Below are 22,059 nucleotides of genomic sequence, written 5' to 3' on the forward strand. Positions count from 1 at the left end.
CCCGAGCCGGGCGGCACCCCCCGCGGCCGGGCCGTGTCCACCACCACCTGCCACTGCCGGCCGTGGTTCACCGGCACCAGGAAGTCCAGCGGCTGCGGGGAGGCGTTGAACATCAGCAGGAACGAGTCGTCGGTGATCCGCTCGCCGCGCGGCCCCGGCTCGGAGATCGCGTTGCCGTTGAGGAACACCGTGAGCGCGGAGGCCGGCGCCGACTGCCAGTCCTGCTGGGTCATCTCCTCGCCCTCGGGGGTGAACCACGCGATGTCGGACAGCTCGTCGTGGGTGCCCTCGACCGGGCGGCCGTGGAAGAAGCGGCGCCGGCGCAGCACCGGGTGATCGCGGCGCAGCCACACCATCGTGCGCCAGAACTCCAGCAGCTCGCCGCCGTCTTCCGGCCAGTCGAGCCAGCTCAGCTCGTTGTCCTGGCAGTAGGCGTTGTTGTTGCCGCGCTGGGTGCGGGCGAACTCGTCGCCGTGACTGATCATCGGCACGCCCTGGGACAGCATCAGCGTGGCGGCGAAGTTGCGCATCTGGCGGGCGCGCAGCTCCAGCACGGCCGGATCGTCGGTGTCGCCCTCCGCGCCGCAGTTCCAGGACCGGTTGTGGCTCTCGCCGTCCCGGTTGTCCTCGCCGTTGGCCTCGTTGTGCTTCCCGTCGTACGACACCAGGTCGTGCAGGGTGAAGCCGTCGTGGCAGGTGACGAAGTTGATGGAGGCGAGCGGGCGGCGGCCGTCGTCCTGGTAGAGGTCGGAGGAGCCGGTCAGCCGGGAGGCGAACTCCCCGAGCGCGCGCGGCTCGCCACGCCACAGGTCCCGCACCGTGTCCCGGTACTTGCCGTTCCACTCGGTCCACAGCGGCGGGAAGTTGCCCACCTGGTAGCCGCCCTCGCCCACGTCCCAGGGCTCGGCGATCAGCTTCACCTGGGAGACCACCGGGTCCTGCTGCACCAGGTCGAAGAACGAGGACAGCCGGTCCACCTCGTGGAACTGCCGGGCCAGGGTGGCGGCGAGATCGAAGCGGAAGCCGTCGACGTGCATCTCGGTGACCCAGTAGCGCAGCGAGTCCATGATCATCTGAAGCACGTGCGGGGACCGCATCAGCAGCGAATTCCCGGTGCCCGTGGTGTCCGTGTAGTAGCGGGGATCGTCCGCCAGCCGGTAGTACGAGGGGTTGTCGATGCCCTTGAACGACAGGGTCGGGCCCAGGTGGTTGCCCTCGGCGGTGTGGTTGTAGACGACGTCCAGGATGACCTCGATCCCGGCCTCGTGCAGGGCGCGGACCGCCGACTTGAACTCCAGCACCTGCTGGCCGCGGTCGCCCCAGGAGGCGTACGCGTTGTGCGGGGCGAAGAAGCCGATGGTGTTGTAGCCCCAGTAGTTGCTCAGGCCCAGGTCCACCAGCCGGTGGTCGTTCACGAACTGGTGTACGGGCATCAGTTCGAGGGCCGTCACACCCAGCTTGGTCAGGTGTTCGATCAGTGCCGGGTGCGCGAGCCCCGCGTACGTGCCGCGCAGCTCCTCCGGGATCTCCGGGTGACGCATGGTCAGGCCCTTGACGTGCGCCTCGTAGATCACCGTGTGGTGGTACTCGGTGCGCGGCGGCCGGTCGTCGCCCCAGTCGAAGTACGGGTTGATCACCACCGAGGACATGGTGTGCGGCGCCGAGTCCAGGTCGTTGCGCCGCTCGGGCGCGTCGAAGTGGTGGCCGTAGACCTCCTCGCCCCAGCGGATGCGGCCGCCGATCGCTTTCGCGTACGGGTCGAGCAGCAGCTTCGCCGAGTTGCAGCGCAGCCCGCGCCCGGGGTCGTACGGGCCGTGCACCCGGAAGCCGTAGCGCTGCCCGGGCATCACCCCCGGCAGGTACGCGTGCCGTACGAACGCGTCGCTCTCGCGCAGTTCCACCGCCGTTTCCGAGCCGTCGTCGTGCAGCAGACACAGCTCTACTCGGTCCGCGGCCTCCGTGAAGACCGCGAAGTTGGTGCCGGCGCCGTCATAGGTGGCGCCGAGCGGATACGCCTCTCCAGGCCAGACCTGCATGGACACGACTCTCCCAGCTGTGCGGCCCGCTCGGGCCGCGTTGCACCACGAGTCCCCCTGACGGCAGGAAGTTTTCCCGAAAGCGGGAACGGGTGTGACGTGCGCGGCCGGACCGGCCGGGCAGGAGTGGGTGCAGCGCGCGGTCGCCGTCCGCGAAGTCAGCCGTCGCAAGGGCTACTTGCTCGACCCCGCCGACGACAACGTGCTCAGCTTCCTGACGTTGCCGCAGCTGCGCGAGCTGGTGGTGCAGCACTGGCCCTGCTTCGAGCCGTACTTCGACGAGCGCCGCGACCTCGAACTCGCCCTGGACGAGCTGGAGGTGACCCGCAACGTCGTCTCCCGCAACCGGGCCCTGTCCGAGGCGGTGCTCAGCCAGGCGGAGCGCGCCTCGGCCCGGCTCCTGGAGATGCTCGGCGCGGGCGCCGACGTGCCCTCCGCGCGCCGGCTGCCGGTCGACGCGGTGGAGGACCTGGTCGGCGACCGGTACGCGGACGTGGTCGCCGTGCACCCCGACCGGGTGCGGCTGATGCGCCAGTTCCCGGCCGAGGACATCTTCGGCGGCGCCCGGCGCCTCGACGCCATCGGCATCGGCCTCAATCTGCTGGTGCAGAACTTCTCCGGGCGGCGCCTGGTCCGGCTCGCCGAGTCCGGCTGCCGGGTACGGCTGCTCTTCCTCAACCCGGCCTCCAGCTCGGTCAAGCGCCGCGAGCGCGAACTCGGGATGAAACGGGGCGAACTCAGCCGCTCGGTCGAGATGAACATCCTGCACATGCGCCGGGTGCGCTCCCGGCTGCGCGACCCGGGCGCCTTCGAGATCCAGGTGTACGACGAGACGCCCCGCTTCACCGCCTATCTGGTGGACGGCGACGGCGCGGACGGCGTCGCCGTGGTGCAGTCGTACCTGCGCGGGGCGCGTGGCATGGAGTCCCCGGTGCTGGTGCTGCGCAACGGCAGCCGACTGGTGAAGTCGGACGACGCGGGCGAAGCCGGTCTCTTCCCGACATACCGTGAGGAATTCGAGCTGGCCTGGGCGGATTCGCGCCCGGTGTCCTGAACCGTCCCCCGGGGACGTCCCCCGGGGAAGAGCGGAACGCGGTCCTCTGGTTGTCAGTGGTGCGTGCGAAGGTGGAGACCACCGGGGGAACGCACCGTCAAGAAGGGGGACCGCCCATGGGCTGGCACCGGGAGCTGCTGATCGGTTTCGACCTGGAGACGACCGGCACCGATCCGCGCGAGGCGCGCATCGTCAGCGGCGCGGTGATCGAGGTCCGGGCCGGCGAACGGCTGGGACACCGGGAGTGGCTGGCCGATCCGGGCGTGGAGATCCCGGCCGACGCGGTCGCCGTGCACGGCATCAGCAACGAACGCGCGGCGGCCGAGGGCGAACCGGCCGACCGGGTGGCCGACGCCATCGCCCGGACGCTGGTGTCGTACTGGACGGCGGGCGTCCCCGTCGTCGCCTACAACGCGGCCTTCGACCTCACCCTGCTCTCCGCCGAACTGCGCCGCCACGGGCTGCCGTCGCTGGCCGACCGCCTCGGCGGCGCCGCCCCGGCCCCGGTCGTCGACCCGTACACGATCGACCGCCGAGTGGACCGCTACCGCCGCGGCAAGCGGAACCTGGAGGCGGTGTGCGCGGAGTACGGCGTCGTCCTGGGCGCGGCGCACAACGCCTCGGCCGACGCCCTCGCCGCGGCCCGTCTGGCCACCGCGATAGCCGACCGCCACCCCAAGATCGCCGCCCTCGGTCCCGCGGAACTGCACCGTCGGCAGATCGAGTGGTACGCGCAGTGGGCGGCGGACTTCCAGGACTTCCTGCGCCGCAAGGGGGACCCGGCGGCGGTGGTGGACGGCGCGTGGCCGCTGCGGGAGCTGACGCCCGAGGCGGTGTGACGGCGCGTTCGCGGCGGTGCGGCAGGGCGGTGCGGGCGTGCCGCTCAGAAGGGGTACCAGCGCACCGACTCGTCGCCGTCCCGCAGCGAGGCCACCCGGCGACGGAACTCCGCCAGGGCCTTCGGGTTGCTCGGCGCGTGCTGGGCCACCCAGGCGCAGCTGGCCGTCTCGCGGGCGCCGCGCAGCACCGAACACCCCTCCCACTCGCGCACGTCCCAGCCGTAGGTCTCGGTGAACGTGTCGTACGCCTCGGCCGGCAGGCCGTACCGGTCGCGGGAGAGGGCCATGACCACCAGGTCGTGCTCGCGCAGGTCGGCCGAGAAGGTCTCCAGGTCCACCAGGACCGGCCCGTGCGGCCCGATGTGCACATTGCGGGGCAGTGCGTCACCGTGGATCGGGCCCGGCGCCAGACGGGGCGTCAGCGCCGCCGCGGCCGCCGCGAAGCCGTCCCGGCGCTCGCGCAGATACGCCGCGTCCTCGGGGTCGATCGCCGTACCCGCCAGCCGCAGCCAGCGCTCCACGCCGCCGAGCAGCTCCCGGGGCGGCAACGCGAACGGCGCGGCGGGCAGAGCGTGCACGATCCGCAGCAGCTCGGCCAGGTCCCCGGGCCCGGCGGGGCGCTCGGCATCGGGCAGCCGGTGCCACACGGTCACCGGGTGACCGTCCACCAGACGCGGCTCCGGCTCGGCCGCCCGCACCGCCGGCACGCCCGCCCCGGCCAGCCACCCGGCGATGGCCAGCTCGCGCCGGGCCCGCTCCAGCAGCTCGGCGTCCCGGCCCACCTTGACCACCAGGTCACCGGCGGCGAACACCGCGTTCTCGCCGAGCGCGAGCAGCCGCGCGTCCCCGGCCGCGACCGTCGGCACCCGCGCCGCGGCCAGCACCTCCCGCGCCCGTGCCTCGTCCATCGTCGTGCCTCCGTCGTCCCGAGCCGTCGTGCGGGGTCCCGGCGGACGCCGTTTCCCCCGGTCAGTCTCCCATTCGCCCAGGCCGCACCCGCCCGCGCGGCGGGGATGTCCGTTCCGCCGCCAGAGATCCACTTTGTGATTACGAAAGCTTGTTGAACAAGTCACAGACGTGTGCAGAGGTTGATCCCGACCCCGTGGAACCGGCAGAGTTTCGCGCAGCCCGGGCGAAGCGCGGGCCCCGGCCGTCGTGCCCGCCCCCACGGGGCACGACGGCCGCTCTAAGCTGACCGGGTGACCACCTATGCGGCCCTGTTGCGCGGGATCAACGTCGGCGGCAACCGGAAGCTCCCCATGGCCGATCTGCGCGCCCTGCTCGGCGGCCTCGGCCACACCGGTGTCCGCACCCATCTCCAGAGCGGCCAGGCGGTGTTCACCGCCGACCACGGCGACGAGGACACCCTCGCGGCGGAACTGGCCGGGGCGATCGAGGAGCGCTTCGGCTTCCCGGTGGACGTGCTGGTGCGCGACCACGCCTATCTCGCCGAGGTGGCGCGCGCCTGCCCCTTCCGGGCCGCCGAGCCGGCGGCCCGGCAACTGCACGTCACCTACTTCTCCGCGCCCGTCACCCCCGACCGCTACGCGCACCTCGACCAGGCCGCCCACCTCCCCGAGGAGTTCCGCCTCGGCGACCGCTGCCTGTACCTGTACGCCCCCGACGGCCTCGGCCGCTCCAAGCTCGCCGAGGCGCTGAGCCGGCAGCGCGCCACCAAGGGCCTGATCGCCACCAGCCGGAACTGGAACACCGTGGTCAAGCTGGTCGAGCTGACCGCGCCGGGGGCATGAGCACGAGGGAAGGGACCGGGCCGGCCCGTGCGCTGCCTCGTGATCGGAGCGGGCGCGGTCGGCGGCGCCGTCGGCGGGCGGCCGGCCCAGGCCGGCCGTGAGGTCGTGCTCGTCGCCCGCGGCACCCGGCCGACGGCACTCGGCGAGCACGGCCTGCGGCCGCGCGTCCCCGAAGGGGAGACGGGGTACCGGCTGCCGGCCGTCGGGGCCCGGAGCCGCTCGGTGGCCGGCTGCACGGCGGGTCCACCTCGCTGAACGAACTCCTCCAGCGCCTCGCCGGCGCCTTCGCCCGCGAGCGTCGGCCCGCGGGCTCGCTGCCGATCGCCGACCTGGTCCGCACGGCCGACGAGGCCGGGCGGCAGGCGTACCGACCCGGTCTCCGCTTCGCGGTAACCGGAGCCCGGGTGAGCCGGCGCACAGATGGCCGATAACCGTCGCTGCGGCGCGCCTCCTTGATCCTCCCCTGTGACACCGGGGCCGTCCGGCACGCAGAACGAAGAGCCGCCGCGGTCCGACGTCACAGGGGAACGCCGGACCGCGGCGGCTTTTACCACGGCCTCGCCCGCAAGGGGTCGGGCTCTGCGAACTTCGCGACAAGTCCCGCCCGTGTGCCTAGGGTTGAAGCCACGCGGGACGGCCCGGGAGCCCGCTCCGGAGCACGCGCACGCGGTTCCGCTTGCGCGTCCGGCCCGGACAACCGCCCCCGGCCGCCCGAACGAGTGACGATTTTCGGCCTACTCCGCACGTTCGCCGTCGCAGTGGGCGGGCGCCGCGCCACCGAGCCGCGGCGCCCTTGCGAACCGCCGGTGGCGTCACCTCCGATCCACGAGCGAGGACTGGACATGAGCACCTATGACTACGGACACGTCAACGGCCCCGGACAGTACGGCGAGTTCGTCGGCCTCGACCTGACGCACGGCACCCCGCCCCTGGAGGCGCTGATCGCCGTCTCCGCCCGGCTCACCGAGGCGCTGCGCAGGGAGTGCCCGGGGCTCGTCCGCCAGGGCCGGATCATCGAGGCGGCGTTCGCGGAGTCCGCCGACGACGGGCTGCCGCCCAACCGCGGCCGCATCCGCACCGCGCTGGACGACATCTGCATCGGGGCGTCGGCCGGCACCGCCAGCCTCGCCTACACCCGGCAGCTGGTGCAGGCCCTCGGGCTCTGACTCCCGGCGGTGTCCCTCAGGCGCCCAGCACCTGGAGCGCCGGCCGGCACGCGGCGTCGTACCGGCGCAGCAGCAGCCGCGCCACCTCCGGCGCGGGACCCAGCACCTCGGCGAGCACGTCCGCACCGGCGGCGCCGCGCGCGATGCGGTCCGGCAGGAAGCCGGGGGCCAGCACGTACGGCGCGACGGCGACACGGGCGCAGCCGAGCGCGCGCAGTTCCCGCACCGCGTCCTCGGTGCGGGGCAGGGAAGCGGAGGCGAACGCGGGCCGCACGGCGCACCAACCGGTGTGCCACCACTCCCGCGCGATATCGGCGATCACCGCGATCGCCTCCGGGTCACTGGACCCCGCCGAGGCCAGCACGACCCCGGTCGAGGGCTTGTCGGCCGGGGACAGCCCGGCCTCGTACAGCCGCCGCTCCAGCGCCGCGAGCAGCAGCGGCGACGGACCGAGCACCTCCGCCTGCCTGATCCGCAGCCGCGCGGGCGCCTGCCGCAGCACCGCCGGGATGTCGGCCTTGGCGTGGAAGGCGCGGGTCAGCAGCAGCGGCAGGGCCACGACGTCCCGGACCCCCTCCGCCGCCAGGGACTCCAGAACCCCCTGCACCGAGGGCACGTTGAAGTCGAGGAAGCCGGTCTCCACGCGCAGCCCGGGCCGCCGCGACCGCACCCGCTCCACCAGGGCGTGCACGGCTTGGGCGTGCCGCGCGTCGCGGCTGCCGTGGGCGATGACGAGGAGCACGGGCCCGTTCATGCCGGTCAGCCCCTCACCAGCAGCCCGCGGCTGCGCAGCACCCACCGCTCCAGCGGACTGAAGATCAGCAGATCGATCGCGATGCCGACGAACAGGATCAGCAGGATGGCCTCGAACACCATCGCCATGTCGCTGGCGGTGCGCGCGTTCTCCAGCAACTGGCCGAGCCCGGTGCCCAGATCGGGGAAGCTGGCGATGATCTCCGCGGCCATCAGGGAGCGCCAGGAGAACGCCCAGCCCTGCTTCATGCCGGCCACATAGCCGGGCAGGGCGGCCGGCAGGGTGATGTGCCAGGTGCCCCTGACGCCGGTGGCGCCCAGCGTGCGCCCGGCGCGCAGGAACAGCGGGGAGACCTGGTCCACGCCGGAGACCAGCCCGTTGGCGATGGACGGCACCGCCCCGAGCAGGATCACCGTGTACATCATGGAGTTGTTCAGCCCCAGCCAGATCACCGCGGGCGGCACCCACGCCACCGACGGCAGCGACTGGAGCCCGGACAGCACCGGCCCGATCGCCGCCCGCACGAACCTGACCCGCGCCACCAGCAGCCCCAGCGGGGTGCCGATCACCAGCGCGAGGCAGAAGCCGAGCAGGCCCCGGGAGACGGAGGTCCAGATGTAGCCGAGCAGCTTGCCCTGGAGCCAGTCGTCGCGGAAGGCGCCCCAGACCGCGCCCGGCGTGGGCAGCTTGGTCGGATCGTCCACGATCTTCAGGGTGATCAGGCCCTGCCACACCGCCAGCACCACGACGATCGCGGCGACGGGCGGGATGATCTTGTCGACGAGGGTCTTGCGGAACGGCGTACGGCGCGACTGGGTGGTCTCCAGCGCGTCGAGGCCCGCCCCCACGCTGTCCGTCGTGGGACCGGTCGTCGTCTCACTGCTGGCCATGACGGCGGATCTCCCCACGCAGGACTTCGGTGATCTCCAGGGACAGCTCCGCCACGGGCGCGTCCTCGATGCGCCGCGGATGCGGGATGCCGACCTCCCACTCCCGGGCGATGCGGCCGGGCCGGGAGGACAGCAGCACGACCCGCTGGGCGAGCCGTACCGCCTCGCGCACGTTGTGCGTCACGAACAGCACCGACAGGCCGGTCTCCGACCAGATCCGGGTCAGCTCGTCGTGCAGCACGTCCCGGGTGATGGCGTCCAGGGCCGCGAACGGCTCGTCCATCAGCAGCAGCCGGCTCTCCTGCGCCAGCGCGCGGGCCAGCGCGACCCGCTGGCGCATGCCGCCGGACAGCTCGTGCACGCGCTTGCCGTACGCGCCCTTCAGCCGGACCAGTTCGAGCAGTTCCTCGGCCTTGCCGCGCCGCTCCGCACGGGGGATTCCCCGGAGCCGGAGGGCGAGTTCGATGTTCTTGCCGGCGGTCAGCCAGGGGAACAGGGCGTGTTCCTGGAACATCAGCGCGGGGCGGCCGTCGGTGTGGATGGTGCCCGTGGTGGGCTTGTCCAGGCCCGCCACCAGGTTGAGCAGCGTGGACTTCCCGCAGCCCGAGGCGCCCAGGAGGGTGACGAACTCGCCGGGCGCGACATCGATGCCGATGTCGTCCAGGACGAGCTGGGACCCGTCCGGTGTGGCGAAGGACTTCGAGACATGCTCAAGGCGTGCGGCGTACTCCACCGACCGCGCGGCCTTGGCGAGGGTCGTGGCCATGGTCGTCACCTCCTGGGACGTCGTGGGGCGGGCGTCAGCTGGTGCCGAGACCGGCGGCGTCGACCGGACGCCCGCCCTCGGCCTTGAGAACCTTGTTGAGGATCGTCAGGTCGTAGATGCCCTTCAGATCCGGCTTGGCCAGCAGCCCGGCCTTGACCGCGTGCGCCGCCTCGGTGTCGAGGCTGGCGGCCAGCGGGTCGTCGGTGAAGCTGACCGACTTCCACGCCGGGTCGAGCACAGCGGCCGGCAGCGCCTTGCCGGAGTCGTCCGCGAGCTGCTTGTTCGCGGCCTGCTTCGCCTGCTCCGGGTTGGCGTTGATCCACTTGTTGGCCTCGACGGACGCCCTCAGTACCGCCTCGACCGCCTTCGGGTGCTCCTTGAGGAACGCCTGCCGCACGATGATGTTGGTGATCACGAACTTGTTGCCCGGCCACAGCGACGACTCGTCCAGCAGCACCTTGCCGCCCTCGGCGACCAGCTTGGACGCGGTCGGCTCCGGCACCCAGGCGCCGTCGATGGAGCCCGTCTTGAAGGCGTCCGGGGTCACCTTGTTGTCGCTGCGCACGACCGTGACGTCGCCCTTGCCGCTCTGCGGGTCGACCTTCCAGCCCTGCTCGGCGACCCAGTTGAGGAACGCGACGTCCTGGGTGTTGCCCAGCTGCGGGGTGGCGATCTTCTTGCCCTTGACGTCCTTCAGGGACGTGATCTTCTTCGGGTCGACGACCAGCTTGACCCCGCCGGACGCCGAACCACCGATGATCTTCAGGCTCTTGCCGTCGGACTTGGTGTAGCCGTTGATCGCCGGGGACGGGCCGATCCAGCCGATGTCGATGGAGCCCGAGTTCAGCGCCTCGATCTCGGAGGGACCGGCGTTGAAGGTGGCGTAGTCGGCCTTGGTGGCGCCCAGTTCCTTCTGGAACAGGCCGCGTTCGCGGCCCACCAGCGCGGTGCCGTGGGTCAGGTTCGGGAAGTACCCGATCTTCACGGAGTCGAGACCGTCGGTCTTCTTCGCCCCGGCGGCGACCTTCGCGGTGTCGTCGGTCCTGGACTCGGAGCCGTAGCCGCACGCGGCGAGCGTGAGCAGGGGGAGAGCGGCCAGCGCGGCTATCGAGCGGCGCAGTACGCGGGGGTTGATGGCAGGCACGGGAGGTGTTCCTCTCGTTGGCCCGGCGGTCACGGTCTCTCAGGTCGTGGCCGGGAGGTCGGCAGGTCTTCGTTCACGGCGGTGGGGGGTGTGGGCGCGCGAGCGGTGCGCGTACGTCAGCGCACACATCGCGCGACCCCGCCCTGGCCGCTGCCGAGGGCGCCGCTGCCCACCCGGCCGCCCTCCTTCGCGAACGCCGAATAGAAATCGGTCGAGTTCATGGTCAGAAGTCCCAGCCGTCGTCGTCGGACGCGCTCTTGACCGGGTCGGGCGCCGCGAACGACTCGCCGACCATGCCCGCGGTGAGCGTGGTGCCGTCGGCCGGGTCGATCAGGATGAAGGAGCCGGTGCGGCGGGAGTCGGCGTAGGAGTCGACCGGGAGCGGCTCGGCCGTGCGGATCTTGACGCGGCCGATGTCGTTGGCGGCGAGCTGCCCGGGGTGCGGGTGCAGGGACAGGTCGTCGAGGGTGAGCCGGGACGGGATGTCCTTCACGATCGCCTTGACCGTGCGGGTGCCGTGCTTGAGCAGCACCCGGTGGCCCACCGTCAGGGGCTGGTCGGCGACATGGCAGACGGTCGCCTCCACGTCCTGCGTGGTGGGCGGCGCGTCCTTCGTCGGCACGATCAGATCGCCGCGCGAGACGTCGATGTCGTCCGCCAGCAGCAGGGTCACGGACTGCGTGGTCCAGGCGACGTCGACCGGCTCGCCCAGCAGGTCGATGCCGGAGATGGTCGAGGTCCGCCCGGACGGCAGGACGGTGACCTCCTCGCCGACCCGGAAGCTGCCCGCCGCGATCTGGCCCGCGTAGCCCCGGTAGTCCGGGTGCTCGGCGGTCTGCGGGCGGATCACGTACTGCACGGGCAGCCGCGCGTGGCAGTGCGCCAGGTCGTGGCTGACCGGGACGGTCTCCAGGTGCTCCAGGACGGTGGGACCGCCGTACCAGTCCATGTGCGCGGACGGTTCCACCACGTTGTCGCCGGCCAGCGCGGAGATCGGGATCGCGGTGACCTCCGGGATTCCCAGCTCCGTCGCGTACGCGGTGAACTCCTCGGCTATCGCGGCGAACACGGACTCCGCGTAGTCGACCAGGTCCATCTTGTTGACCGCGAGCACGACGTGCGGGACCCGCAGCAGGGCGGCGATCGCGGCGTGCCGGCGGGTCTGCTCGACCACGCCGTTGCGGGCGTCGACCAGGATGACCGTCAGCTCCGCGGTGGACGCGCCGGTGACCATGTTGCGGGTGTACTGCACATGGCCCGGGGTGTCGGCCAGGATGAACCGCCGCCGGGGCGTGGCGAAGTAACGGTACGCCACGTCGATGGTGATGCCCTGTTCGCGCTCGGCGCGCAGGCCGTCGGTGAGCAGGGCGAGGTCGGGACCGTCCTGGCCACGGCTCGCCGACGCGCGCTCCACGGCTTCGAGCTGGTCGGCGAGGACCGACTTGGAGTCGTGCAGCAGCCGGCCGACGAGGGTGGACTTGCCGTCGTCCACGGAACCGGCGGTGGCGAACCGCAGCAGGGTGGTGGCCGAGAGGGCCTCGGTCGTCGTGGTGCTCATGGCTAGAAGTACCCCTCGCGCTTGCGGTCTTCCATCGCGGCCTCGGACAGCTTGTCGTCCGCTCGGGTGGCGCCCCGCTCGGTGAGCCGGGACGCGGCGATCTCGGCGATCACCGCGTCCAGGGTCGTGGCGTCGGAGTCGACGGCGCCCGTGCAGGACATGTCGCCGACGGTGCGGTAGCGGACGAGCCGCTTCTCCACGGTCTCCTCCGCGCGCGGGCCGCCCCAGTCGCCGGCGGTCAGCCACATGCCGGCCCGCCGGAACACCTCGCGCTCGTGGGCGAAGTAGATCTGCGGCAGCTCGATGCCCTCGCGGGCGATGTACTGCCACACGTCCAGCTCGGTCCAGTTGGACAGCGGGAACACCCGGACGTGCTCGCCGGGGGCGTGGCGGCCGTTGTACAGGTTCCACAGCTCGGGGCGCTGGCGGCGCGGGTCCCACTGGGAGAACTCGTCGCGCAGCGAGAACACCCGCTCCTTGGCGCGGGCCTTCTCCTCGTCGCGCCGGCCACCGCCGAAGACCGCGTCGAACCTCTCCGACTGGATCTTCTCGGTCAGCGGCAGCGTCTGGAGCGGGTTGCGGGTGCCGTCCGGGCGCTCCTTGAGGACCCCGCGGTCGATGTAGTCCTGCACGGAGGCCACGTGCAGGCGCAGCCCGTGCTTCTCGACCGCGCGGTCCCGGTAGTCCAGCACCTCGGGGAAGTTGTGCCCGGTGTCCACGTGCAGCAGCGCGAAGGGCACCGGCGCGGGCGCGAACGCCTTCAGCGCCAGGTGCAGCATCACGATCGAGTCCTTGCCCCCGGAGAAGAGGATCACCGGGTTCTCGAACTCGCCGGCCACCTCCCGGAAGATGTGCACCGCCTCGGACTCCAGCGCGTCCAGGTGCGACAGGGCGTACGGGCTGTCCGTACCGCCCTCCACCTCGGCGACCGCGGTCATGCCAGTCCCCTCTCGCTCAGCAGGGCGTACACGGCGGCCGCGGACTCCTGCACGGTCTGGTGCTGCGACTCGATCCGCAGCTCGGGCGACTCCGGCTCCTCGTACGGGTCGTCCACACCGGTCAGCCCGGTCAGCTCGCCCGCCGCCTGCTTGGCGTACAGGCCCTTCACATCGCGGACGCTGCACACCTCGACCGGCGTCGCCACATGCACCTCCAGATACGGCGTGGCGTTCTCCTCGTGCCGCTTGCGCACGGCCTCCCGGCTGTCCGCGTACGGCGCGATCACCGGTACCAGTGCCAGCACCCCGTTGCGGGCGAGCAGTTCGGCGACGAAGCCGATGCGCTGCACATTGGTGTGCCGGTCCTCGCGGGAGAAGCCGAGGCCCGCCGAGATGAACTCGCGGATCTCGTCGCCGTCGAGCACCTCCACCCGGCGGCCCCCGGCCCGCAGCCGGGCGGCCAGTTCATGGGCGATGGTGGTCTTGCCGGCGCTCGGCAGCCCGGTGAGCCAGACGGTGGCTCCGGTGGTCACGTCGTTCTCCTGTGTCGGATCGGGAATCGGGTGGGGCGTCATCCGTGCAGCCCGCACTCGGTCTTGGCGCGGCCCGCCCAGCGTCCGGCCCGCGCGTCCTCGCCCTCCAGCACCCGGCGGGTGCACGGGGCGCAGCCGATGGAGGGGTAGCCGTCCATCAGCAACGGGTTGGTGAGCACGCCGTGTTCGGCGATGTAGGCGTCCACGTCGTCCTGGGTCCAGCGGGCGATGGGGGAGACCTTGACCTTGCGCCGCTTCTCGTCCCAGCCGACGACCGGGGTGTTCGCCCGGGTCGGCGACTCGTCGCGGCGCAGACCGGTGGCCCACGCCCGGTAGTTCTCCAGGCCCTCCGCCAGCGGCCGCACCTTGCGCAGGGCGCAGCACAGATCGGGATCGCGGTCGTGCAGCTTCGGGCCGTACTCGGCGTCCTGCTCGGCGACCGTCTGCCGGGGGGTGAGGGTGATGACGTTGACGTCCATCACGGCCGCCACCGCGTCCCGGGTGCCGATGGTCTCCGGGAAGTGGTAGCCGGTGTCGAGGAAGACGACGTCCACGCCCTCGCGCACCCGGGAGGCGAGGTGCGCGACCACGGCGTCCTCCATGGATGAGGTCACGCAGAACTCCTCGCCGAAGGTGTCCACCGCCCAGCGCAGGATCTCCAGGGCGGAGGCGTCCTCCAGTTCGCGGCCCGCGTGCTCGGCCAGCTCCCGCAACTCCTCGGTGGTGCGCTCGTGCTGAAGTTCCGTCATGTCCGTCCGCCCTTGTGGTCGTCGGCTCGCCGCAGTCCCTGGGCGAGCAGCCCGAGGAATTTCAGCTGGAAGGCGCGGTTGCACGCGCCGCACTCCCAGGCGCCGTGGCCCTGTTCGTTCGGCCGCAGGTCCTCGTCGCCGCAGTAGGGGCAGTGGAAGGGTGCCGCACGCTCGCTCACGACAGGGCCTCCTCGGCGGCGCGGCCGGCCCAGGCGGCGAACCGCTCGCCGTCCTCGCGCTCGGCCAGGTAGCGCCTGAGCACCCGCTCGATGTAGTCGGGCAGTTCCTGCGAGGTGACCTTCAGCCCGCGCACCTTGCGGCCGAAGCCCGCCTCCAGACCGAGGGCGCCGCCCAGGTGCACCTGGTAGCCCTCGACCTGGTTGCCGTCCTCGTCCAGGACCAGCTGGCCCTTGAGACCGATGTCCGCCACCTGGATGCGGGCGCAGGCGTTGGGGCAGCCGTTGATGTTGATGGTCAGCGGCTCGTCGAACTCGGGGAGCCGGCGCTCCAGTTCGTCGATCAGGGCGCTGCCGCGCGCCTTGGTCTCCACGATGGCGAGCTTGCAGAACTCGATGCCGGTGCAGGCCATGGTGCCGCGCCGGAACGGGGACGGGGAGACGCTGAGGTCGAGCGCGTCGAGTGCCGTGCGCAACGAGTCGACCTGGGCCTCCTCGACGTCCAGCACGATCATCTTCTGCTCGGTGGTGGTGCGCACCCGCCCGGACCCGTGCGCCTCGGCGACCTCGGCGACCTTGGCCAGCGTGGCGCCGTCCACCCGGCCGACGCGCGGCGCGAAGCCGACGTAGAAGCGGCCGTCCTTCTGCCGGTGCACGCCCACGTGGTCGCGCCAGCGCTCCACGGGCTGGTCCGGCGCCGGGCCGTCGATCAGCTTGCGCTTGAGGTACTCGTCCTCCAGCACCTGCCGGAACCGCTCCGCGCCCCAGTCGGCGACCAGGAACTTCAGCCGGGCCCGGTTGCGCAGCCGCCGGTAGCCGTGGTCACGGAAGATCGAGATGACGCCCTCGTGGACGTCGGCGACCTCCTCCAGCGGCACCCAGGCGCCCAGCCGCACCCCGATCTTGGGGTTGGTGGACAGCCCGCCGCCGACCCACAGGTCGAAGCCGGGGCCGTGCTCGGGGTGTTCGACGCCGACGAACGCGACGTCGTTGATCTCGTGCGCCACGTCCAGCAGCGGCGAGCCGGAGACCGCGGTCTTGAACTTGCGCGGCAGGTTCGAGTACGCGGGGTTCCCGACGACCCGTCGGTGGATCTCCTCGATGGCCGGGGTGCCGTCGATGATCTCGTCCTCGGCGATGCCCGCCACCGGGGAGCCGAGGATCGCGCGGGGCGTGTCGCCGCAGGCCTCGGTGGTGGACAGCCCCACCGCCTCCAGGCGCCGCCATATCTCCGGCACGTCCTCGATCCGGACCCAGTGCAGCTGGATGTTCTGCCGGTCGGTGATGTCGGCGGTGCCGCGCGCGAACTCCTGGGAGACCTCGCCGATCACCCGCAGCTGTGCGGTGGTCAGCCGGCCGCCGTCGATCCGCACCCGCAGCATGAAGTACTCGTCGTCCAGCTCCTCCGGCTCCAGGATCGCGGTCTTGCCGCCGTCGATCCCCGGCTTGCGCTGGGTGTACAGGCCCCACCACCGCATCCGGCCTCGCAGGTCGGTCGGGTCGATGGAGTCGAATCCGCGCTGGGAGTAGATCGTCTCAATGCGTGTCCGTACGTTGAGACCGTCGTCGTCCTTCTTGAACTGCTCGTTGCCGTTGAGTGGCGTGAAGTGGCCCTGGGCCCACTGGCCCTCACCGCGGTGACGGCTCACCTTGCGGCGGGGCGCGGAGGCGGCTGGGTTCTGTGGGTTGGCGGCCATGGTTGCTACGTCCTTCGGACCGGAGGAAAGGCGAGTCTGACGGCGCTGACCTGCACGTTTATGCGCGCACGGGCAGGATTGCGCAGCCGTGCGCGGGCAGGGGGCGAGCGGGGTCGAAAGTGCGGGAACGGCGGTGCTGGAGAGATCAGCTCGCCGGACAAATGGCGCTGGACATGCGGCCGAGGTCGACGTGCCGCCGACTCACCAAGGCAATTCCAGTTCCAGGCATGACGGAAGCGTGGCACGGCGATCTGGACACAGTCCAGCTTCTTCCGGCATGCGGACACCCTTGTCCCAAAATACGGGACAACGGTGTCGTCGCTCACATGTGCCGGGCGGAGGGTTGTCCTGGCAGGTCAGGCAGGGTACGCGCCGGGCCAGGGCCCCGGCGTCGCCACGTCGGGCTCCAGCTCGACCCTGGTGTCGTACAGCTTGAACCCGCGCCGCTGGTAGTTGGCCATGGCGAACTCGCCGTCCTTGTCGCAGGTGTGCACCCAGACCCGCTTCGTCGGCGTCCGGCCCGGCCAGCGCTCGGCGAGGTCCCAGGCGCGGGCGGTGCCCTGCGCCAGCAGATGGCCGCCGATGCCCCGGCCCCGGAAGGCGGGCAGCAGCCCGAAGTAGAGGATCTCCACCGCGCCCTCGTCCTGCGCCTCCAGCTCGACGTACCCGGCCGGGGTGCCGCGGTCGTAGGCCACCCAGGTCTCCGTCCCCGGCTGCTCCAGCAGCTCTTGCCAGCGCGCGTACGACCAGCCGAGCCGGTCGGTCCAGCGGATGTCCCCGCCCACCGCGGTGTACAGGAACCGGTTGAACTCGGGGGAGGGCACCTCCGCGCGGACGACGCGGACGTCGCCTTCGGGGGCGGCGGCGGGCAGCAGATCGGCCGGGGTCGTCTGCTCCAGGTACCAGGTGGTGACAGGGACGCTGCTCATGCGGGCCAGGGAATCATCCCGCCGCGGGGTCTGTCGACGGCCGTCGGGCGCTCCCGCTGCCCGGCCCGCCGTGTGCGCCTCGGCCGCCGTGTGCCGCGCCCCTTCGGCCCGCCGTGCGCCGGCCCCGCCGCCGGCCTCAGCCCAGTGACCGGTCCAGCTCCGCCAGCGGCAGCGCGAACAGCATCCGGTCGGACAGGGACCACACCTCGCCGGTCTCCTGCCAGTACGACAGGGAGCCCGGGGAGTCGGCCCAGCAGCGGTGAGTGCCGTCCGTGCCGCACTCCGCGGCCTGCGCGCCCCGGGTGTCCTGGCGCAGCAGCCCGCCGTGTCCGTCTTGCGAACCGGGCAGCCGTCCCACATACCAGGACGGGCGCTCGGCCCCGGCCCGCCGGTAGGACAGCACGCCCCGGATCCCGGTCACCCGGGTCCGGTACTCCTCCACCGCGTTCACCTGCCCCGCGGCGTTCGTGGCGAGCAGCCCCTCGTGTCCGGGCACGGTGCTGAACGCGTACCGCCACAGCCGGGCGGTGCGCTCGCTGCCGGGGGCGGTCCACTCGGCGGCGACCAGGCTGTCCGGTGCCGTGCTGCGGTCGAGCGACAGCGCGCCCGGACAGGGCGGCCCGGACGCCGAGCAGCGGCCCCCGGTGAAGCGGTAGGCGCCCACCGCGGGCATCACGTACCGGTAGCCGTCGGCGGACCAGCCGCCGCGCACCCGGCCGACCCCGGGTCCGTCGACCGTGGTGCGCTGGATGCGGTCGACGTCGTACACATAGAGCGCGGTGTCGCCGGCCCGGCGGGTGGTGACCAGCAGTTTGTCCTGGTACCAGACCATGGACGAGATCCCCGAGCCGAGGCCCCGGTAGTCGCGGCCGCCGTCCACCGGCACCACCAGCAGCACCCAGCGATAGGCGAGCCGGTCCGGGTCGTCGGCGTTCACGAAGGCGACCCGGGCGAGGCCCCGCTCGGCGCGCGGGCCGTCCTCGGTGCTGTGCGTCCAGCCGCTCAGGACGACCCGGTGGCTGCCCCACACCCCGTCCTCGTCGGCGTCCCCGGAGGTGGTCACCGAGGCGGGCCGCCAGTCTGCGCCGGAGGCGGTGTCGGACGCGTCCCAGCAGTAGGCGCGGTCGGGGGAGGGGGTGACGGGCAGGGAGGCGCGGTCGGTGTCGGAGCAGCCGGCGCCCTCGGTCAGGGTGCGGTCGGCGCTGCCCAGCACGGTGTCCACGCCGACCGGACGGCCCATGGCGGCGGCCAGCCGGTCCAGGGCGCGGCCGGGCACCAGTTGCTCGCGCAGCCGCAGCGGGGCGGTGTCCGCCGGGGCGGTGAGCGGCTTGAGGGCGCCGGGGCGCTCGGTGACCTGTGCCTGGGAGGTGCTGATCAGGGTGGCGGCCGCGGTCAGCGCCAGCGCGGTCCCGGTCAGCGCGGCGCGCAGGGCCGCGCCCCGCCTGCGCCGACGATGTCTGCCGCGATGGTTCATGTCGTCCCCTCTTCAGGGTCCCTTCGCTCCGGCGCACGCCGTCGCCCCGGCCCTGCGGCCGGGACGGCCCAACTGCGCCGGACGGTGCACGGGTTGACGCGCGCCCCGGGCGGCCGGGCCCGTAGGGATGCTACGGCAGTAACGGTCCGCGCAGGGCGAAGACCCCGCAAATACCCGGAAGACACACGGGAAGAGCCGCGCCCCCGCCGTCACGCGGACGCCGGGCCGTCGCCCGCCAGGGCCACCCGGCGGCGCCGCACCGCCCCGGCCGACGAACGGGGCAGCAGGTCCCGGGGGTTCTCGGGCAACAGCAGCTCGACGTCCGCCGCATCACAGAAACGATACGGCCGATGCTGGAGAAGTCCGCCGAGATAACGGCGTATCCGCGACATCTCCGCTCGCACCGTCACCGTCCGTGACGGGTCTCCGAAGAGGTCCCCGGCCAGCTCCGCCGCCCCGCGCCCGTGCGGGTGTTCGGCCAGCAGGAACAGCAACTCGGCGTGGCGCGGGCTCAGTTCCCGGGACCAGGTGCCCGCCGAGGCACCCGCCGACACGGTCACCGCGGCGCGCTCCGGCCGGGTCAGGTCCAGTACGACGCGGGAGGACGGCGCGGCGTGCGGCTCCCCGTCCGCCCGCAGCAGCCAGCCCCCGCACAGCGGCTCCACCGCGCACCAGCCGAGCGACGGCAGCCACCGGCGGCCCGGCACCAGCGACTTGGGCAGCACCACCCGCCGCAGATACGGCATCCCCGTCACGGCCGCCGCCCAGCCGTCCCGGTCCACCACCAGTGCCCGCCCGGTCAGCCGCGCCAGCACCGGCGCCGCCACCGCCCGCAGCCGCTCCAGCGAGGCTTGGTGCAGCTCCCGCAGCCGCGCCTCGGCGAGCTTGGCCACCGAGTCCACCCAGGCCAGCGTCGCCGGATGCATGGTCTCCAGCGGGCCGCTCACATCCACCACTCCGAGGAGCCGGCCGTCGCGCGGATCGGTGATCGGCGCCCCCGTGCACGTCCAGGAGGTGTGCGAGCGCACGAAGTGCTCGGCGGCGAACACCTGCACGGGCCGGCGCACGACCACCGGAGTGCCCACCCCGTTGGTGCCGACCACGTCCTCCCGCCAGTCCGCGCCCAGTTCGAAGCCGAGCCCGTCCGCCTTGCGCAGCACCGGCCCCGACCCCTCGCGCCACAGCACCCGTCCCTCGGCGTCCGCGACGACCATGATGTGCTGGGCGACGTCGGCGACCGAGAGCAGCCCCTCGCGCAGCACCGGCAGGACATGCCGCAGCGGCGACTCCTCGCGCCGCCGCCGCACCTCCTCCGGGGGCAACAGCCCCGATCTGCAGTCGCGGTCGGGATCGACGCCGCTGCGCAGCATCCGCCCCCAGGACTGCTCGATCACCGGCCGCGGCGCCACGGGGCCGCGCTGGCCGGCCAGCGTCGCCTCGCGCACCTCGTGCATCACCCGGGCCGCCTGCGCCGCGTCCACGGCGGCCAGGCGCGCCACGTTCATCGGCGGGTTCACCACGGGTCTCCTCCGGGAGAAGGGCGTCGAACAAACTCCGCAAGCCGCCCGGGCGACGCACTCCGGTCGGCTGTGCCTCTCATACTGCCGGGCCGGGCAGGCCGGAGGCACACACTCCGCGCATGTGCGCCGAGAAGTTGCAACCCCCTGCAACCCTGGTGAACCGTCCGAACCCCGCAGAGACTTGACCACGACGCCCACCGCGGCGTCCGGGGGCCGCGACCGGCCCACGTGGCGGGGGTGGTGCCGTGTCGGCGCGGCACCACCCCCGGCCGGGCACCGGCGGTTTTCGCCAGGACCTCGCAGAACCCCCCGTGGACGCGCGGTGTTTCAGGCGACCGGCCGCGCCCGCTCGACCACCGGTGCCAGGTCCAGGCCGCCCGGCAGCGTGCCGAACGTCCCTCCGTGGTCGCCGCCCAGCCGGGAGGCGCAGAAGGCGTCGGCCACCTCCGGCGGCGCGTGCCGCACCAGCAGGGAGCCCTGGAGCACCAGCGCCAGCCGCTCCACCAGTCGCCGCGCCCGGCCCTCCACGCCCTCCAGATCGGCCAGTTCGCCGAACAGGTCCTTCACCGCCCGGTCCAGCCGGTGATCGGCGCCGTGCGCCTGACCGATCTCGGCCAGACAGGCGTCCAGCGCGCCCGGCTCCCGCCGCAGCGCCCGCAGCGCGTCCAGCGCCTGCACGTTCCCGGCGCCCTCCCACACGGAGTTCAGCGGCGACTCGCGCACCAGCCGGGGCAGCCCCGACTCCTCCACGTACCCGTTGCCGCCCAGGCACTCGGCGGCCTCGACCACGACCGGCGCGCACCGCTTGGTGATCCAGTACTTGGCGGCCGGCACCGCGAGCCGCGCGAAGGCGCGCTCCCGCTCGCTCCCGTCGTCGTACGCCGCCGCCAGCCGCACCGCCAGAGCGGTCGCCGCCTCCGACTCCAGCGCGAGGTCGGCGAGCACATTGCGCATCAGCGGCTTGTCGAGCAGCCGGCCGCCGAACGCCTCCCGGTGGGCGCAGTGGTGCACCGCCTGCGCCACCGCCTGCCGCATCAGGCCGGCCGAGCCGAGCGCGCAGTCCAGCCGGGTCGCGGCGACCATCCCGATGATGGTCCGCACCCCGCGCCCCTCCTCGCTGACCCGGCGCGCCCAGGTGCCGTCGAACTCCACCTCGGCGGAGGCGTTGGACCGGTTGCCCAGCTTGTCCTTGAGCCGCTGGAGCAGGAAGACGTTGCGGGTGCCGTCGTCCAGGACCCGCGGCACCAGGAAGCAGGTCAGGCCGCCCGGGGCCTGCGCCAGCACCAGGAACGCGTCCGACATCGGCGCCGAGCAGAACCACTTGTGCCCGGTGAGCGTGTAGGTGCCCTCCTCGGCGAGCGGGCGGGCCCGGGTGGTGTTCGCCCGGACGTCGCTGCCGCCCTGCTTCTCGGTCATGCCCATACCGAACAGGGCGCCGGGCTTGTGCGCGGCCGGCCGCAGCTCCCGGTCGTAGATCGTGGAGCTCAGCCGGGGCTCCCAGACCGCGGCGAGCGCGGGGTCGGTGCGCAGCGCGGGCACCGCCGCGTGCGTCATGGACAGCGGACAGCAGGTGCCCGCCTCGGCCTGGGACCACAGCAGGAACCCGGCCGCCCGGCGCACATGCCCGGCGGGCCGCGTCCAGGCGCCGGTCAGCCCCGCCGAGACGCCCTTGCCGAGCAGCCGGTGCCAGGCCGGGTGGAACTCCACCTCGTCGATCCGGTGGCCGTGGCGGTCGTGGGCGCGCAGCCGCGGCGGCTGCTCGTTCGCCTGCGTCGCCCACTCCTGGACCTGCGCCGAGCCCGCGGCCCGGCCGAGCGCCGACAGCTCCCCGCGCACCTCGTCCAGCAGCGCGTCCGGAGTGTGCCGCCCGACGGCCTCCACCAGCGCCCGGTCGGCGGTGAACAGGTCGTAGCCGACCAGCGGGGGCGGCTGGTTCGTCACGGTGTGGGTGGACATGCCTGCCATGATGGCGCACCTACCCCGGAAGGCGGTGGTGATGGCCTCCAGGGTGACACAGGACGGTCACCCGTGAGGGGGCGAAACCGGGCAGCTGCGCACAGGGTGCGACGAGCTGATCGGCGGACC

The 22,059-nt window shown here is 72.8% G+C and carries 21 protein-coding genes and 1 pseudogene; 5 read left to right on the plus strand and 17 right to left on the minus strand.

Annotated elements, in window-relative coordinates:
• Nucleotides 1–2,036, minus strand: a 2,036-nt coding sequence (gene glgX / locus FRZ03_RS17080; protein ID WP_146466046.1) for a glycogen debranching protein GlgX, incomplete at its 3' end; no start/stop codon positions are given.
• A gap of 94 nt (nt 2,037–2,130) precedes the next feature.
• Between glgX and FRZ03_RS17085 the strand changes: the two genes are divergently transcribed.
• Together FRZ03_RS17085 and FRZ03_RS17090 are read left to right on the plus strand one after the other, a co-directional pair.
• Nucleotides 2,131–3,090, plus strand: coding sequence for a DUF5919 domain-containing protein (locus tag FRZ03_RS17085; RefSeq protein ID WP_315902648.1), 960 nt, complete (start codon nt 2,131–2,133; stop codon nt 3,088–3,090).
• Nucleotides 3,091–3,206: 116 nt separating this feature from the next.
• Nucleotides 3,207–3,929 (plus strand): 3'-5' exonuclease, encoded by a 723-nt coding sequence (locus FRZ03_RS17090; RefSeq protein ID WP_146466020.1) that lies wholly within the window; start codon nt 3,207–3,209, stop codon nt 3,927–3,929.
• Between the two features lie 44 nt (nt 3,930–3,973).
• Here FRZ03_RS17090 and FRZ03_RS17095 read toward each other — a convergent pair whose 3' ends face one another.
• A complete protein-coding gene (locus FRZ03_RS17095) occupies nt 3,974–4,837 on the minus strand; it encodes a phosphotransferase (protein WP_146466021.1) in 864 nt (287 codons plus the stop codon).
• Nucleotides 4,838–5,128: 291 nt separating this feature from the next.
• Between FRZ03_RS17095 and FRZ03_RS17100 the strand changes: the two genes are divergently transcribed.
• The 3 genes and pseudogenes from FRZ03_RS17100 to FRZ03_RS17115 all read left to right on the plus strand — a co-directional run bounded on the left by FRZ03_RS17100 (nt 5,129) and on the right by FRZ03_RS17115 (nt 6,846).
• Entirely contained in the window at nt 5,129–5,680 is a 552-nt protein-coding gene (locus FRZ03_RS17100; RefSeq protein ID WP_146466022.1) for a DUF1697 domain-containing protein, read from the plus strand.
• Between the two features lie 27 nt (nt 5,681–5,707).
• Nucleotides 5,708–5,904 (plus strand): annotated as a pseudogene (locus FRZ03_RS17105) (2-dehydropantoate 2-reductase N-terminal domain-containing protein); the annotation flags it as partial.
• 618 nt (nt 5,905–6,522) lie between these two features.
• The gene (locus FRZ03_RS17115) at nt 6,523–6,846 is read left to right on the plus strand and encodes a hypothetical protein (protein ID WP_146466024.1); all 324 of its coding nucleotides are present in this window, start codon (nt 6,523–6,525) and stop codon (nt 6,844–6,846) included.
• Nucleotides 6,847–6,862: 16 nt separating this feature from the next.
• Here FRZ03_RS17115 and FRZ03_RS17120 read toward each other — a convergent pair whose 3' ends face one another.
• The 15 genes from FRZ03_RS17120 to FRZ03_RS17190 form a co-directional block, all read right to left on the minus strand.
• Nucleotides 6,863–7,600, minus strand: coding sequence for a sirohydrochlorin chelatase (locus tag FRZ03_RS17120; RefSeq protein WP_146466025.1), 738 nt, complete (start codon nt 7,598–7,600; stop codon nt 6,863–6,865).
• A gap of 5 nt (nt 7,601–7,605) precedes the next feature.
• The gene (locus tag FRZ03_RS17125) at nt 7,606–8,490 is read right to left on the minus strand and encodes an ABC transporter permease (protein ID WP_146466026.1); all 885 of its coding nucleotides are present in this window, start codon (nt 8,488–8,490) and stop codon (nt 7,606–7,608) included.
• Nucleotides 8,477–9,256 (minus strand): ABC transporter ATP-binding protein, encoded by a 780-nt coding sequence (locus tag FRZ03_RS17130; RefSeq protein ID WP_146466027.1) that lies wholly within the window; start codon nt 9,254–9,256, stop codon nt 8,477–8,479. Before FRZ03_RS17130 ends, FRZ03_RS17125 begins: the two co-directional genes overlap by 14 nt.
• A 34-nt stretch (nt 9,257–9,290) precedes the next feature.
• Nucleotides 9,291–10,400, minus strand: a complete 1,110-nt coding sequence (locus FRZ03_RS17135) for an aliphatic sulfonate ABC transporter substrate-binding protein (RefSeq protein WP_146466028.1) — start codon at nt 10,398–10,400, stop codon at nt 9,291–9,293.
• A 223-nt stretch (nt 10,401–10,623) separates the two neighbouring features.
• Complete coding sequence (locus tag FRZ03_RS17145) at nt 10,624–11,958, minus strand: sulfate adenylyltransferase subunit 1 (protein ID WP_146466030.1); 1,335 nt, start codon at nt 11,956–11,958, stop codon at nt 10,624–10,626.
• Nucleotides 11,959–11,960: 2 nt separating this feature from the next.
• Nucleotides 11,961–12,896, minus strand: a complete 936-nt coding sequence (cysD, locus tag FRZ03_RS17150) for a sulfate adenylyltransferase subunit CysD (protein WP_146466031.1) — start codon at nt 12,894–12,896, stop codon at nt 11,961–11,963.
• Entirely contained in the window at nt 12,893–13,429 is a 537-nt protein-coding gene (gene cysC / locus FRZ03_RS17155) for an adenylyl-sulfate kinase (RefSeq protein WP_146466032.1), read from the minus strand. Before cysC ends, cysD begins: the two co-directional genes overlap by 4 nt.
• A gap of 38 nt (nt 13,430–13,467) precedes the next feature.
• Complete coding sequence (locus FRZ03_RS17160; RefSeq protein WP_146466033.1) at nt 13,468–14,178, minus strand: phosphoadenylyl-sulfate reductase; 711 nt, start codon at nt 14,176–14,178, stop codon at nt 13,468–13,470.
• Complete coding sequence (locus FRZ03_RS17165) at nt 14,175–14,357, minus strand: hypothetical protein (RefSeq protein ID WP_146466034.1); 183 nt, start codon at nt 14,355–14,357, stop codon at nt 14,175–14,177. The genes FRZ03_RS17160 and FRZ03_RS17165 overlap by 4 nt, the downstream gene beginning before the upstream one ends.
• Nucleotides 14,354–16,051, minus strand: a complete 1,698-nt coding sequence (locus tag FRZ03_RS17170) for a nitrite/sulfite reductase (RefSeq protein ID WP_146466035.1) — start codon at nt 16,049–16,051, stop codon at nt 14,354–14,356. Before FRZ03_RS17170 ends, FRZ03_RS17165 begins: the two co-directional genes overlap by 4 nt.
• Before the next feature lie 145 nt (nt 16,052–16,196).
• The gene (locus FRZ03_RS40990) at nt 16,197–16,280 is read right to left on the minus strand and encodes a putative leader peptide (RefSeq protein WP_310739661.1); all 84 of its coding nucleotides are present in this window, start codon (nt 16,278–16,280) and stop codon (nt 16,197–16,199) included.
• A gap of 127 nt (nt 16,281–16,407) precedes the next feature.
• Complete coding sequence (locus FRZ03_RS17175) at nt 16,408–16,980, minus strand: GNAT family N-acetyltransferase (RefSeq protein ID WP_146466036.1); 573 nt, start codon at nt 16,978–16,980, stop codon at nt 16,408–16,410.
• Nucleotides 16,981–17,116: 136 nt separating this feature from the next.
• Nucleotides 17,117–18,454, minus strand: a complete 1,338-nt coding sequence (locus FRZ03_RS17180; protein WP_146466037.1) for a hypothetical protein — start codon at nt 18,452–18,454, stop codon at nt 17,117–17,119.
• Between the two features lie 209 nt (nt 18,455–18,663).
• Entirely contained in the window at nt 18,664–19,959 is a 1,296-nt protein-coding gene (locus FRZ03_RS17185) for a GAF domain-containing protein (protein ID WP_398660542.1), read from the minus strand.
• 342 nt (nt 19,960–20,301) lie between these two features.
• Nucleotides 20,302–21,939 carry an acyl-CoA dehydrogenase family protein gene (locus tag FRZ03_RS17190; protein WP_146466039.1) on the minus strand — a complete coding sequence of 546 codons (1,638 nt, stop codon included), beginning with the start codon at nt 21,937–21,939 and terminating at the stop codon, nt 20,302–20,304.
• Nucleotides 21,940–22,059 lie beyond the last annotated feature (120 nt).

The organism is Streptomyces misionensis, from assembly GCF_007896895.1.
Taxonomy (GTDB): domain Bacteria; phylum Actinomycetota; class Actinomycetes; order Streptomycetales; family Streptomycetaceae; genus Streptomyces; species Streptomyces misionensis_A.